We start from the raw sequence: 15,020 nt of genomic DNA on the forward strand, positions 1-15,020 counted from the left end.
TAAATTTTCATGAATTCACAACCTAACAATCCTTTGCACGGCGTAAAATTAGAAGAAATTCTAATTTATCTGGAAGAAAATTTGGGATGGAAAACTTTGGGTGAGAAAATTAAAATTCGTTGCTTTACCACCGATCCTTCTGTAAAATCAAGTTTGTCATTTCTTCGAAAAACGCCTTGGGCACGTGAGAAAGTAGAAGAACTGTACTTAAAAACAAAATTAAAAGAAGCAAAGAATTAATCAGGATTGAATTAAATTTCTATTTAAATTCAATTCTAAAAATTAAAATTTACGGAATCACAATAAATCATAAAGTTTGCTAGGATTTAATCCTGCATACCCAAAATTTCTAATACAAAATTGTACTTTTGCTAACATTCAAAATCAAAAATGGACTATAATACTACGAGAACCAATCTTATCATCCCCGAATATGGTCGTCACATCCAAAAAATGGTAGATTACTGTATGTCGCTGGCAGATGAAAAAGAAAGAAATGAATTCGCGGAAATCATCATCGATGTAATGGGAGAATTGAACCCGCATCTGCGTGATATTCCTGATTTTCAACATAAACTATGGGATCAATTATTCATCATGTCGAAATTTAAATTAGACGTGAAATCCCCGTATCCCATTCTCACAGAAGAAGAAGTTTACAGTAAACCCAATAGAGTTGCTTACCCAAAAGACGAATACAAATACAAATATTATGGCAAAAATATCCGCCGTATGATTGATGTTGCTTTGAGTTGGGAAGGTGACAAACAAGAAGGATTGGTGATGGTGATTGCCAACCACATGAAAAAATGTTATTTGATCTGGAACAAAGATACCGTGGACGACAAAACGATTTTTAATCATTTGCATGAATTGTCCAATGGGAAAATAGATTTGCGCGAAAGCAATGAAGTTCTTTTGTCTCCGGAAAGGTTGCAGCAAAACAATAATGCGGCAAAAAGAAAGAACAACCCTACCAATAATAAAAACAATAATAACCGTTACAAACAAAAACATAAATAGTTAAATGTCTGTTTTTCAAATCCGAGGAGGAAACCAGTTAAGTGGTGAAATCATTCCGCAAGGTGCAAAAAATGAAGTATTGCAAATTCTTTGCGCAGTATTGCTTACTACTGAACCCGTTCGCATCAAAAATATTCCCGACATCCGTGATGTCAATCGTTTGATTGAAATTTTAGAAGATTTGGGCGTGAAAGTCCAGAAAAATGAAGGAAAAGGAGATTTTACTTTTCAGGCTGATTCGATTCAGATGGATTATTTGCAAAGCAAGGAATTCAAAAAAGACGGAGCAGCTTTGCGAGGTTCAATTATGTTGATGGGACCACTTTTGGCGATGTATGGAAAAGCTTATATGCCAAAACCGGGCGGTGATAAAATCGGAAGAAGACGTTTAGATACACATTTTCAAGGTTTTATCAATTTAGGTGCGAAATACAGATTTGAAGAAGGAGAAGATTTCTATGGAGTAGAAGTGGGTGAAAAAGGTCTGAACGGAGCTTATATGTTGCTCGAAGAAGCTTCAGTGACCGGAACTGCCAACATCGTGATGGCAGCTGTTTTGGCAAAAGGAAAAACAACGATTTACAATGCAGCCTGCGAACCTTATCTGCAGCAGCTTTGTAAAATGCTCGTGAGAATGGGTGCTAATATACAAGGGATTGGTTCCAATTTATTAATTATCGAAGGAGTGGAATCTTTGACCGGAACCGAACACACCGTTTTACCGGACATGATTGAAATCGGTTCTTGGATTGGATTGGCGGCCATGACCAAATCTGAATTGACGATTAAAGATGTTTCCTGGGAAAACTTAGGGATTATTCCTGATATTTTCCGTCGATTGGGAATTGCCGTAGAGCAGTCCGGAGACAATATGATTGTTCCTGCACAAGAACATTACAAGATTCAGAAATTTATGGACGGCTCGATTCTTACCGTTTCAGATGCACCTTGGCCTGGATTTACACCCGATTTGCTGAGCATCGTTTTGGTGATTGCGACACAAGCCAAAGGAAGCGTTCTGATTCACCAGAAAATGTTCGAAAGTCGCTTGTTTTTTGTAGATAAATTGATTGACATGGGTGCGCAAATAATTCTTTGTGACCCGCACCGAGCAACTGTTATTGGATTAAATCATGAAACACCACTGCGTGGAACGACCATGAGCTCACCTGACATCCGCGCAGGAATTTCATTGTTGATTGCCGCTTTGTCAGCAAAAGGCAAAAGTGTCATCCACAATATCGAACAAATTGACAGAGGTTACGAATATATCGATACCAGATTGCGTGCAATCGGAGCCGATATCATTCGGGAATAATTTTTGTTAACTAAATTCGCATAATGACTGAAATTAATACCAAAACAAATATTACTGACAGGATTTTTGCGGGTCTGATTGATTATACTATTATATTCGGTATTGGCTTTTTCTTGATTTATTCTATGGGAGCTCCTAATAATGAGGGAGGATATTCATTGAAGGGATTGCCTGCTTTAATTCCAGTTCTTTTTTGGTTAATTTTTACTGTAGGCATTGAATCTTTTTTTGGTGTTACAATCGGTAATTCAATTATGAATTTAAAACCAATTCCAATGAATGAAGAAGAAAGAAAATTGACCTTTGGGGAATCACTAAAAAGACATTTGGCAGACCCGATTGATATGTTTTTCTTTGGATTAATTGGAATACTTACTATAAAGAATTCAGACAAAAATCAAAGAGTTGGCGATATTTGGGCAAAAACTATTGTCATTCATGTTAATTCTAAAAAGGTTAAATAAATGCAGGAAATTTTTGACTTTATTGCAAATTTTGTAAGTCGTCCCGACAAAGTTTTGATGGATTTCATCAATAATTATGGAAATTGGATTTATGTATTTTTATTCCTCATCATTTTTGCGGAAACAGGCTTAATTATTATGTCTTTCATCATGCCGTTTTTACCGGGAGATGCACTCATTTTTGCGGTGGGAATGATAGCTGCAAACGATGAGCAGGTTCATTTGCATATAGAGTACGTCGTGCCGCTTTTGATGTTGGCTGCGATTTTGGGTGACAATGTAAATTATTTTGTGGGAAAACGCTTTGGTAACTGGCTTTTGGCAAATCCGGGCAAATTTTATATCCAACCCAAACACATCGAAAAAGCAACGGATTTTTTCAATGAGCACGGCAAAAAAGCCATCATCATTGCGCGATTCATGCCGGTTGTGAGGACAATTATTCCATTTATTTGCGGAACTACAAAATTAGATTACAAAACTTTCATCACATATAGTTTTATAGGTGCCGTACTTTGGGTAGGTGTGATTTCGATGCTGGGATATTTTTTAGGTGGATTTGATTTTGTTCAGCACAATTTGGAATATTTCATCTTCGGAATTATCATCGCAGCTAATATGCCGTTGTTAATAAGAATTATCAAAGCTCAATTTACGAAAAGTAAAACTGCACCATGAATCAATTCGGATTAATCGGAAAAAATATTGCCTATTCCTTTTCTGCGAAATTTTTTACGGAGAAATTCAAAACGGAAAATATAGAAAATCATTTTTATGGTATTTTTGATTTGAATGAAATTTCAGAAGTGAAAAATACATTTCAAATCGAACATTTAAAAGGCTGTAACGTTACGATTCCTTACAAAGAACAAATCATTCCTTTTTTGGATGAATTGGATGCTGACGCTGAAAAAATAGGTGCAGTCAACTGCATTAAAATCCAGAACGGAATCAAAAAAGGCTACAATACAGATGCTGTCGGATTTGAAAAATCAATTCAGCCTTTGTTGAATTCAAATCACCAAAATGCTTTGATTTTAGGCGATGGAGGAGCGGCAAAAGCGGTGAAATTTGTTTTGGAAAAATTAAATATTCCATTCAAAACCGTCACCAGAAGCGGAAATTTCACTTATTCAGATTTAAATTCTGAAATTATTCAAAACCATCAGGTTATTGTCAACTGTACGCCCGTTGGTACTTTTCCAAATATTGATAACGCACCTGAAATTCCTTACGAATTTTTGACTTCTCAACATTTGCTTTATGATTTGATTTACAATCCTGAAAAGACAAAATTTCTGGAATGGGGAGAGAAAAATGGAACAAAAATCAAGAACGGATATGAAATGTTGGTCTTACAAGCAGAAAAATCTTGGGAAATTTGGAATCAACCTTTGTAAATCGCTTTTGATTTCATAGTTTTGTTTCAGACAAAAGATAAACGCGTTATGACAACTGAATTGGATAACCTGCACAACGAGGCAGACGGAGAAAATGACAACAACTTAAATCCTCAGCCTGAAAATGTATCGGAATCTTCTGAAAAAGAAGAAAATAAACAAGTAGAAGAAGTTCAGGAAGAAACAATTTCTGAAGAAATTAAACCCGAATCAGAGTCTGAAATCCTGACGGAAATGCCATCTGAAGAAACTTCTTCAGAGGAATTTACTGCTGAAGAACTTGTTGAAGAATCGGAGGAAGAAGCGATCGAAGAAGAAATTCCTTTCAAAAATTATGAAAGTCTTCCTGTCGGAGTTTTGGTTGGTGAGGCAAAAGAATTGCTTAAAAACCACCAGGCACGCAAGCTCAGCAAACATTTCAATCAAATCAGAGAAGCTGTTAAAAAGCAGCTGGAAGAAGACGAAGCTGCTAAAAAACAAGCTTTTGTGGAAGAAGGAGGTGAGGCACTTGATTTTCATTATGACAATCCGGCAAGGAGAGAATTCAATGCAGTTTACAACGATTACAGAAAACAAATCGATGCTTATTACAAAGAGCAGGAGCAGAGCCAGCAGCAAAATCTGACGGAACGTTTGCAAATCATCGATGAGTTGAAATCGCTTTATCAGGATCAAAATGAAAATAATTCAAATATTTTCAATCAATTTAGAAAGTTAAAAACAAGATGGCACAATGCGGGGTCGATTCCCAAAGCACAAGCCGGAAATGTTTTCAAAACATATTTTCACCATTTAGATAATTTTTATGAATATTTAAATCTGAACAAGGAATTGCGTGAATTGGATTTCGTACACAATTTAGAAGTGCGTTATTCGATCATTAAACGTGCAGAAGAATTGGTTCAGGAAGAAAATGTTCAGAAAGCTTTGAACGAATTGCAGTATTTGCACCGTTTGTGGAAAGAGGAAGCCGTTCCGGTAGCTGAAGAATTGCGCGAACCAACTTGGCAGAAATTCAAAGAATTAACCAATAAGATTCATGACCGTAAAACGGAATTAGGTGAGAAAGTAAAAAAAGAACAAGATGAAAATCTTGCCAAAAAACAAGAAATTCTTGCTCAATTCCAACAATTGACTGAAAATGCCGAGAAAAAATCTCACGGCGAATGGCAGTCAAGCATCAAAAAATTAAATACGCTTCGTGAAAATTTCCTGGCAATCGGTAGAGTTCCGAAAGAACATAATCACCAGACCTGGGAAGCATTTAAAAATGCAACGCGTGATTTCAACCATGTGAAAAATGAATTTTACAAGAGCTTAAAATCAGATCAGCAACAGAATTTAGAGAAAAAACAGGAATTGCTGAAAATCGCAAAAGAGCATGCCGATAGTAAAGATTGGAACAATTCGGTACAAGTAATCAAAAAAATTCAGGCAGATTGGAAAAAAATCGGACATGTTCCGCGTAAATACTCTGATTCTATCTGGAAAGAATTCAAAGATGCATGTAATCTGTTTTTTGAGAAATACAAAGACAGAAACAACCAGTCCAATCAGGAATTTGAAGATAATTTTGTAAAAAAAGAAGCATTTTTAAAAGAAGTTTCAGAATTCAAACCGTCGGGTAATCCTCAACAGGATTTGAATGCTGTAAACGAATTCAATGTGAAATGGAACAGCATGGGGAAAGTTCCTGCGGCTAAAATGTCGATCAATTCAGATTTCAACAAGGCTGTGGGTGATTTGGTAAAATCATTTGGACTTTCGCAAAATGAAATTCAGGATTTTAAAATGGCTTCTTTGGTTGACCAGATTAAATCCGGAAATGATGGAAGATTGCTTGATGATGAAATCCGCAAAGCGAGAAAAACCATTGAAGAATTGGAAAAAGAAATCAACCAATTGGAAACAAATGTAGGTTTCTTCGCCAATGCTGACCAGAACAGTCCTTTACTGAAAGACGTTTACAGACAGATAGAAGAGAAACGTTCACGATTGACCGATACTGAAATTCGTTTGAGAAAATTGCACAGAATTGATTTTGAAGAGGAAGTAAACGAGCCTGAATCAGAACAAAATTCTGAAGAAACGGAAGGATAAAATTCAATTTTAAACAAATAAATTACACCTGACTGGTTTCCTACTTGTCAGGTGTTTTCTTAAAATACAATGATGAATTTCGATGAACAAATGATGCAACGCTGCATCCAATTGGCACAAAATGGATTTGGGGATACGTATCCAAATCCTATGGTCGGCTGTGTAATTGTTCATAATGGAAAAATCATAGTAGAAGGCTGGCACGAAAAAGCCGGAAAACCCCACGCAGAAGTAAATGCCATTCATCAAATTCATGATAAAGAAATTCTGAAACAATCTACTTTGTACGTTTCTTTAGAACCTTGTGCGCATCATGGCAAAACACCGCCTTGTGCAGATTTGATTATTCAGCATCAGATTCCGAAAGTGGTAATCGGAACTATAGATTCGTTTGCGAAAGTAAATGGGTTGGGAATTCAGAAATTAAAAGATGCGGGGATTGAAGTGATTTCGGGAGCGTTGGAAATAGAATGCCGAGATTTGAACAAACGTTTTTTTACATTTCATCAAGAAAAAAGACCGTATGTCATTTTGAAATGGGCGCAAACGGCTGATGGTTTCATGGCAATAGAAAATGGAGAGCAAAAATGGATCACCAATGAGTATTCCAAACAACTCGTTCACAAATGGAGAACGGAAGAGCAATCCATTTTGGTTGGAACTAAAACCGCTGAAACCGACAATCCGCAATTGAATGCGAGATTATGGAACGGAAATCAACCGATTCGTTTGGTTTTAGACAAAGAATTAAAATTAAATCAGAATTTGAATTTATTTGATAGAAATCAAAAAACCATCATTTTTTCTGAAAAAGAAAAAGCAAATCAGGAAAACTTAGAATTTATTCAAACTTCATTTGATAAAAATTTACCGGATTCAATTCTCCAGAAATTACATGAAATAGGAATCCAATCGGTCATCATCGAAGGCGGAAAGAAAACTTTAGAATCATTTATCCAAAAAGATTTATGGGATGAAGCGAGAATTTTTACTTCTTCAGAATCTTGGGATTCAGGAATTAAATCGCCTGAAATTCATGGTAAAATGATTCATTCAAAAAAAATAATTTCAGACAAATTAGAAATTTTTACACGATGAGTTTTTCTTACCAAACCATAGCCAATCCGGTTGAAGAAATTACTTTCAAAGAAAAAGGAAGTAAATTCATCGGTTATGCTTTTCCGGTACATGATGAGGGCGAAATCAAAGAAAGGTTAATTCAATTGTGGCAGAAATATCCCGAAGCGACACATATTTGTTATGCTTTTCGATTGGGAATCGACGGCGAAAGATACAGAGCCAATGATGACGGAGAACCTTCAGGTAGCGCGGGTTTGCCTATCTATAATCAAATTGTTTCTAAAGAAATTACCAATGTTTTGGTTGCTTCCATACGCTTTTATGGCGGAACGAAATTAGGTGTTTCGGGATTGGTAAAAGCATACAAACTTTCGGCGCAAATGGCTTTGGACGAAGCTGAAATTGTAGAAAAACATTTGACCGAAAAAGTGAAATTTGAATTTTCTTATGAAGACCAGGGAAGTGTCATGCGCAACATTGATAAGTCCAATGCTGAAGTAATTTCTACAGAATTCACAGACAAATGTGTAGTAATTGTCAGAGTGCGAAAAGACAATTTAGATAATTTTTTGGCATTGTTTGAACCGCTTTATCAGGTTAAAATTTCTATTTATTAAACAATCCTCTGCTTAATAGCTTTCGAAACCGCTTCATTCATCGAATGCACCTGCAGTTTTTCATAAACGGTGCGGATGTACTGCCTAACGGTATTGATGGAAATGCCCAATTCTTCACCAATCATTTTGTAGCTGTTGCCGTTGACTAAAGATTGTAGGATTTCTTTTTCTCTTTTGGTCAAATTATAATCTTGTGTAGGAATGTTTTGAATTAGTGAAAAAGCCTGAATTACTTTCCGCGCAATTGGCGAACTCATTGGCGAGCCCCCGTCCAGAACATCGTGAATGGATTCTACGATTTTTTCAGGTGTTGATTTTTTGAGCAGATAACCTTTTGCGCCCAGACAGATACTTTCAAAAACATATTTATCATCTTCAAAAACCGTGAGCATGATGACCGGAATTTCTGAGTTTGTTTTTGCAAGAATCTTCAATCCGTCCAAACCGTTTTTTACAGGCATATCGATGTCCATCAAAATCACATCAGGCATGTAATGTTGCATGATTTTTTCGATCAGCTCGCAGTTTTCCCAACCGCCGATACATTTCATATCGGTATTGGAATTCAGAAATTCCATCAACTGTTCCCGCAAAACAGGGTTATCTTCAAATACAGCAACTTTTATCATAAGGTCTCGATTTATATCCAAATTTATACGAATTAAATTTCCCCTGTCCTCACATCATTATGCGTATGGAAATGAAACATAAATCTGAGTTCCACTTTTATTCGAACTGATTTCAAACTTTCCTTTTTGGTTCTCAGTTCTCATCTTCATATTTTTCAAACCATTGCCCAATTTTACTGTACTCAAATCAAACCCAACGCCGTTGTCTTTGATTTTCATGTGGATTTCATGTGGATTTTTCATGATTGAAATTTTAGCAAAATCGGCTTGTGAATATTTAGACAAATTGTTCAGCGCTTCTTTAAATATCAAATAAAAATCCCTTCTTTTTTCAGGAGAAAACTTCACTTCATTCAAAGAATCGTCTATTTCAAATTGGTAATCGATTTTATTATTTTCCAAGATATTTACAGTAAATTCTTTCATGCGAACGATGATTTGTCTGAAATTATCATTATCCGGATTCATACTCCAAACTATGTCACTGATGTTTTCCATCACATTTTGGGTGTTTTCTTTAATTTTTTCAATTTGAACTTTGGTTTTAGATTCTTCTAGATTTAAATCTTTTATGGCTGAATGTGAAATCAAATTGATTGCTGTAAGCGTACTTCCGACTTCATCATGCAACTCTGATGAAATACGGTTTCGTTCTTTGATGATGAGATTTTTCTGTTCGATTTTTTTCTTGAGTAAAATTCTATTAACTAAAAATGCGATGGAAATCAATACAATTAAAAAAGAAGCAATTCCCAGATTTCTGGTCAGATTTTGATTTTGAATTTTTCGTTCCTTAAGTTCGTTTTCTTGGTATGCAATTTTCTTTTGTTGTTCAAGAGAATGGATTTGAGCCTGATTCATTTTGAGAAATTCATTCTGCTGTGAAATTTTTAAATCATTGATTTCCTTTGTTTTAACTAGTATTTCAATTTCCCTTTGCTTTTGCTCCGCTTCGATTAAATTTCCTCTGATCAAAGCATTTTTCTTTTCTATTTCGAGATTTTTGATTTTTGAATCGATTGCCAAACGTTCTATTTCAGCTTCTTTTTTCTCAGTTTCGTATTTCACTTCCAGCTCATGAAAGTTCTTTTTGGAAGTTTCATTGAGAATGGAATCCTTGTAGGCATGAAAATTTTCTAAATATCCATAAGCAGTTGCAGGATCATTTTTTACATTTTTATAATAGAAATTCAGCGAGCCGTACCAATCCCTGACTGCGCCATTGTCTTTAGCTTCCAAAGCTTTCTGGTAGCTTTCTTCATAGTAGCGGTTCATCTTTTCTTCATCACCCGTATAACCTGCAAACATTCCGGCTACTCTTGTATAACGGTATAGTTGGTGGCGGTTGATTTCCTTTCCGTATTCTATGGCTTCTTCCATATATTTCAGTGCATTGGGGCGGTCTTTTTGAGCATGGTATGCCATCGCCAGATCAACCAGGCTGATAAATTTCGTTTCCGGTTTTTTGGAATTTTGAGCAAATCGGTTGGATTCTTTGTAATAATAAATAGCAGAATCCATCTGATTTATTTTATTATAAATGCGTGCTAGGTTGGAAAGCTGTACACACAGGTTTTCATAATCTTTTGCTCTTTTTCTGGATTGAATTGCCTTGTGTGAATACTGTATCGACTGTGCGATTTCACCCATATAAAAATAAACGTTCGAAATATTTACATAAACCAACCCTGCAGATTCTGGTTCGTTTTCCTTTTCATACATCTGAACTGATTTCTGATAATAGTCAAGTGCCGAAGCATATTCATTATTTTTTTCTTTGACAGATCCGAGCGTATAGTAAATTTCAGCCGTTATGCTGGATTTTATTGGTGGTTTTCCTGCTATTCTCAATGCTTCGTTCAGATATTCGGTCGATTTAGACAGTCCGCCTTCCTTGTTTTTAAAGTATAAACTTTTGGTCCAGAGCAAACCCATTTTGATTTCTTTTTCATGATTAGGATTGGAGATTTTAAGATTTTCAATGACAGCCCATTCTTTTGCAACATTTTTGTCGTATCCCAATTCTATATCATAAAAAACCTTTTTGATCAGCCCCATTCCATACCCGAAGTTGTTTTTTTCTTTTTGCGAATTTGAAATCAATTCATCCAGAGTTGTATAAGCTTTTTGAGATTCCGAAGCATCATAATAGGTTTTGGCCTCGTCTAATTTTTTACCGATATAGTCGGTATTGACGATCTGTGAGAACATCGAAACCGATAGAAAAAGTAGTATCAAACTCCATTTGAAACGCATAAGGCAAAGTCAGAAGCTTTTCAAATTTAATGAAAATTTGAATTAGACCGCAAACTTAAATCATACATGTTTAAAGCTCTACACATCATTATGCGATGTTATTTGTTTCCTGATTAAATGAATTTTGGACTAAAATCATATCAAGATGAAAACACTATTATTTTTTACAATGATGTTGGTCGCTTTAGGGTTAAGCGCACAAGAGAAGTTTTTTAAACATATTGCGACTGCGCCTACCATCGCTTGGGCAAATGTTTCGATTTTAGATCATCCTTTACTAAACGGAAGTCCCGACGCCAAAGTTTTTATTTCTCATTATAGAGATGGCGAATCCAACAACCATCGTTCGGGCGTTTTTTATTTTGATGGCAGATGGTACATTTACCAGGAAGATTGGGAACCGATCAAAGTCAATTCAGCTTACATGGTTTACATTGCCGATGCTGATGATGCATTCAGACATGATGTCGCTCTTCCCATGATTTCTTCTATGTTAGACCATTCTATCATCAATGGTTCTTCAGATAAAAACCCTGTTTATACACATGTCAATGTCGCCAACAATGACTTATGTGATTTCAATTTAGGATTTGCTTATGACGCCGGATTTGGAACCTGGAACCTGACCAATTTATCCTTGGAAAATATCCCTTCTCCATCTTCTTATTTCATAACAGCCGAAGGGGCAGACCCTGCAATTATTGGCTACCGACACGTTACAGATTCAGAAAATTTGATAGATGGCGGATGTACTGTAATTGATCATCCACAATTAAACCTTAACGAAAATGCAGGTATCGTTTTCTCTCATCATTATGGCTCTGTTGACAATCCTACCGGAAATGTGATGGTCGATAAGACTTTCGCTATCCAATATAACTGGGCGCGGGGAGATTGGAGGATTTGTACAGAGGATTTTACCACCATACCCGAAGGAGCGCGATTCAATTTACTATTTCAGGCAGATGCTATTATGAACACCAATGAAACTCAAATTGAAAATTCTTCGACAGCTTATCCAAATCCAATCATTGACAAAGTCAATTTCAGTTCAAAATCAATTATCCAGAAAATCTCCGTCCATGATTTTTCAGGTAAAATCATTTCAGAATCAAATCCCGATTCAGATAAAATTACAATGGATTTATCCAAATTAAGAGCAGGTATTTATGTAGCCAAAATCCAAACAAAAGAAGGTGTTCAAACTATTAAATTGATTAAAAAATAAATTCTTAAGCTAAAATTACAATTATGAAAGCAATTTTTACTGTCATTCTGATTTTATCGTTGCAAATCATATTTGCTCAGGATAAAATGTTTACAATCACATCCACAGGCGAAAATATTTCAGGACACAGACTGTTGATTGATCATCCCCTTACAAATGATATCCCCGCGGCTGTAGTCATTGCAAACTACAACACAAATCCAAATGGCATTGCAGCAGGAGAGGAAAATCCGGTTCCCAATAAACCTATTTTCGCATCCTATACAGGACTTCATAATAAATGGTACATTGCTTTGAAAGACCTGACTCCTATGCTGGAAAACCTGAGTTTCAATGTGTATATCGCAGATACTGACAAAGGATTTAAACATATTGCCGACACAGAAAACTCAGATCCAAACTACACCTATCTCGATCATCCTCAGCTCAACGGAAACCCCGATAACATTACGCTCATGACCTCCGAATCAGTCGAAAACGCACACCAGGGAATTTGGTATTTCGAAAACCGTTGGTCGATTTACAATGAAAACGGCTCATTGTTCCATATTCCTTCTTATTCCAACATCGTTGTAGGCGGAGATGATGTCCAAACTTTCAGGCATACAGTCACGGCAGAAAATATCCATCCCATGTGGGCAGATGTGGCAGTTTTAGACCATCCATTATTAAACGGAAACCCCGACGCAAAATTCGTCTTTACGCACAATTGGGGACAGACAGGCGGAACCCAAATTATTTTAGACAAAGCCCTCATGGCAGAGTATTTCGACGAAAGGTGGAATATCAGTACCACAAATCTCACAGATATGACCATCGGAGCCATGTTCGACATTTATGTGTATGATCAAACCATGTCAGTCAATGATTTAAATAACCAAAATGAAATTAAAGCTTATCCCAATCCTGTAATTGATAAAGTAAATTTCAATTCAAAATCAATAATAGAAAAAATTTCTATTTATAATTTATCGGGGAAATTAATCTCAGAATTAAATGCAAATGCAGACAAAGCCGAAATTAACTTATCCAAATTAAATGCAGGAATTTACATCGCTAAAATTCAAACCAAACAAGGAACTAAGCTGCTCAAACTCATAAAAAAATAGGCTTATTTTTAATTGTGTCAAGAATCTGTTTTTTGAAATAAAGTCTATGTGTTAATTGAAACAGATTCATCCCCTCGGGTAAACAATAGGTTTACCCGATTTTTATTAGATCAGACTGATATTAATTATCCATACAAAGCGTTGAATCCTCAGTCAAGAGCCGTTGACCATCGGGCAAAAATGTAAAACCGAGTTCAATTATATTGCACCCCACGCATTACACATCATCATGCGATTTCTTTCCCTCTTTGAATTCCTCAATTTTGAGTAAACAATTAAAAATAAAATCATGAAGAAATTAATCCATTTACTTACCGCATTCATACTATTGGCAATGATTGCCTGTAGCAGCGACGACGAATCCTCCAGTTCCATAACCGGAGAAAGCATACTCAAAATGAATATCGACGGCACGCATTGGGAAGCCGACAGTCATATCGTGATCGGCCAGTCGGAAACAGAGGGAATGTACAATTTTACGTTTACAGGGAGAAATTCCAGTTTCAACGGTGCAGTCTCCTCCATTTCAGCCATCTTTTCCGTAAGCGAAGACATCACGTCAGGAACTTACGAACTCTCAGGAAGCGGAGCAGGTGTGACCATCACCGGAATAAACGGAGGAACCTACATGGGCGGCTGGATTACCAGCACCACATTTACCATTCAAATTACCGAAGTTTCAGGCAGCGGAGCCAACAAAAAATTCAAAGGAGCTTTTGCAGGAACTTTAAAGGGCGCTTCTTCAGACGATACCATCATAGTTACCAACGGCGAATTCTCAACTTTCTAAATTCAATCATTATGAAAACATTTATCTTTCCTTTTATAATGATTTTGGGATTTATTTTCGTTAAATCCCAAATCGTTGAAATCCCCGACGCAAACCTCAAAAATGCATTGCTCACTTACGATCCGGCCATTGATACGAACACAGACGGAGAAATCCAAGTATCGGAGGCCGAAGCCGTTTGGTATCTTTATATTCCGGAAGCAAACATATCAGATCCTACCGGAATGGAAGCTTTTATAAATCTCAGATCACTTGATTTGACACAAAACAATCTCACAAATATTAACTTAACATCTTTAACGCAATTAACCGGATTAGGATTAGGCAATAATCAAATCACTTCCATAGATGTTTCCCAAAATGTATTATTAATCAGTTTAGTTTTGAATTCGAATAATTTAACTGACTTAGATGTTACTCAGAATCCAAACTTAGAATTACTTTATCCCTCCAGTAATCCTGGTTTATCGGAATTGGATTTGTCTCAAAATCCAAATCTTAAAAATGTGACCATTTTAAACAATAATTTTACTGAACTGGATTTTTCAAACAATCCTTTGTTGACACACGTTAGTTTGTCCGATATGGACAATCTTACACTCATCAACCTCCAAAACGGAACCAATGCAACACTCACCAACGTTTGGATTTCCGGATTTTTGCCGGCGTTGCAATGCGTTCAGGTCGATGTCGATGTTGTTGACAATATTCCGGAATCCTGGGTTTATAATGAAGAAATCAACTTCAGTGCAGATTGTGCTTTAGGTACAAATAATTTGTCTGAATTGGAATTAAAAATTTATCCAAATCCCGTTCAGGATGTTTTAAATATTTCTTCTCCAAAGAAATTTGAAGAGGTTCAAATTCATGATGCAAACGGAAAATTAGTTTCCAATTCAAATCAAAATAAAATTTCACTGAAACATTTACCAGCCGGAATTTATTGGATTCAAATTCAAATAGAAGGAAAAGTTTACCATGAAAAAATTATTAAAAACAATTAAAA

The 15,020-nt window shown here is 36.0% G+C and carries 15 protein-coding genes; 13 read left to right on the forward strand and 2 right to left on the reverse strand.

Going from position 1 to position 15,020, the window contains the following annotated elements; all coding sequences use genetic code 11:
• Nucleotides 1-9 precede the first annotated feature (9 nt).
• From B8977_RS10805 to B8977_RS10845, 9 genes are all read left to right on the forward strand, one after another.
• A complete protein-coding gene (locus tag B8977_RS10805) occupies nt 10-240 on the forward strand; it encodes a VF530 family protein (protein WP_084017736.1) in 231 nt (76 codons plus the stop codon).
• A gap of 150 nt (nt 241-390) precedes the next feature.
• Complete coding sequence (locus tag B8977_RS10810) at nt 391-1,023, forward strand: DUF4290 domain-containing protein (protein WP_084017737.1); 633 nt, start codon at nt 391-393, stop codon at nt 1,021-1,023.
• Between the two features lie 4 nt (nt 1,024-1,027).
• Nucleotides 1,028-2,341, forward strand: coding sequence for a UDP-N-acetylglucosamine 1-carboxyvinyltransferase (gene murA, locus B8977_RS10815; protein ID WP_084017738.1), 1,314 nt, complete (start codon nt 1,028-1,030; stop codon nt 2,339-2,341).
• Nucleotides 2,342-2,364: 23 nt separating this feature from the next.
• The gene (locus B8977_RS10820; protein ID WP_084017739.1) at nt 2,365-2,805 is read left to right on the forward strand and encodes an RDD family protein; all 441 of its coding nucleotides are present in this window, start codon (nt 2,365-2,367) and stop codon (nt 2,803-2,805) included.
• Entirely contained in the window at nt 2,806-3,483 is a 678-nt protein-coding gene (locus B8977_RS10825; RefSeq protein WP_084017740.1) for a VTT domain-containing protein, read from the forward strand.
• Nucleotides 3,480-4,205, forward strand: a complete 726-nt coding sequence (locus B8977_RS10830; protein ID WP_084017741.1) for a shikimate dehydrogenase family protein — start codon at nt 3,480-3,482, stop codon at nt 4,203-4,205. The genes B8977_RS10825 and B8977_RS10830 overlap by 4 nt, the downstream gene beginning before the upstream one ends.
• A gap of 48 nt (nt 4,206-4,253) precedes the next feature.
• Nucleotides 4,254-6,305, forward strand: a complete 2,052-nt coding sequence (locus B8977_RS10835; RefSeq protein ID WP_245828536.1) for a DUF349 domain-containing protein — start codon at nt 4,254-4,256, stop codon at nt 6,303-6,305.
• A 69-nt stretch (nt 6,306-6,374) separates the two neighbouring features.
• Complete coding sequence (gene ribD, locus B8977_RS10840) at nt 6,375-7,403, forward strand: bifunctional diaminohydroxyphosphoribosylaminopyrimidine deaminase/5-amino-6-(5-phosphoribosylamino)uracil reductase RibD (RefSeq protein ID WP_317043208.1); 1,029 nt, start codon at nt 6,375-6,377, stop codon at nt 7,401-7,403.
• Complete coding sequence (locus B8977_RS10845; protein WP_084017743.1) at nt 7,400-8,002, forward strand: IMPACT family protein; 603 nt, start codon at nt 7,400-7,402, stop codon at nt 8,000-8,002. Before ribD ends, B8977_RS10845 begins: the two co-directional genes overlap by 4 nt.
• On the opposite strand, the gene B8977_RS10850 is transcribed toward B8977_RS10845, so the two are convergent.
• On the reverse strand, nt 7,999-8,631 hold the full coding sequence (locus tag B8977_RS10850; protein WP_084017744.1) for a response regulator: 633 nt from the start codon (nt 8,629-8,631) through the stop codon (nt 7,999-8,001). The two genes, B8977_RS10845 and B8977_RS10850, sit on opposite strands and share 4 nt — an antisense overlap.
• Before the next feature lie 57 nt (nt 8,632-8,688).
• Nucleotides 8,689-10,842: a tetratricopeptide repeat-containing sensor histidine kinase gene (locus tag B8977_RS10855; RefSeq protein WP_159447485.1), complete on the reverse strand. Its 2,154-nt coding sequence runs from the start codon at nt 10,840-10,842 to the stop codon at nt 8,689-8,691.
• Between the two features lie 190 nt (nt 10,843-11,032).
• Between B8977_RS10855 and B8977_RS10860 the strand changes: the two genes are divergently transcribed.
• The 4 genes from B8977_RS10860 to B8977_RS10875 all read left to right on the forward strand — a co-directional run bounded on the left by B8977_RS10860 (nt 11,033) and on the right by B8977_RS10875 (nt 15,018).
• Nucleotides 11,033-12,115 carry a T9SS type A sorting domain-containing protein gene (locus B8977_RS10860; protein ID WP_084017746.1) on the forward strand — a complete coding sequence of 361 codons (1,083 nt, stop codon included), beginning with the start codon at nt 11,033-11,035 and terminating at the stop codon, nt 12,113-12,115.
• 23 nt (nt 12,116-12,138) lie between these two features.
• Nucleotides 12,139-13,224: a T9SS type A sorting domain-containing protein gene (locus B8977_RS10865; protein ID WP_084017747.1), complete on the forward strand. Its 1,086-nt coding sequence runs from the start codon at nt 12,139-12,141 to the stop codon at nt 13,222-13,224.
• A gap of 289 nt (nt 13,225-13,513) precedes the next feature.
• Entirely contained in the window at nt 13,514-14,014 is a 501-nt protein-coding gene (locus B8977_RS10870; RefSeq protein ID WP_084017748.1) for a hypothetical protein, read from the forward strand.
• 11 nt (nt 14,015-14,025) lie between these two features.
• Nucleotides 14,026-15,018: a T9SS type A sorting domain-containing protein gene (locus B8977_RS10875; RefSeq protein WP_084017749.1), complete on the forward strand. Its 993-nt coding sequence runs from the start codon at nt 14,026-14,028 to the stop codon at nt 15,016-15,018.
• Nucleotides 15,019-15,020: the final 2 nt, after the last annotated feature.

The sequence above is a fragment of the Moheibacter sediminis genome, from assembly GCF_900176425.1.
Classification (GTDB): domain Bacteria; phylum Bacteroidota; class Bacteroidia; order Flavobacteriales; family Weeksellaceae; genus Moheibacter; species Moheibacter sediminis.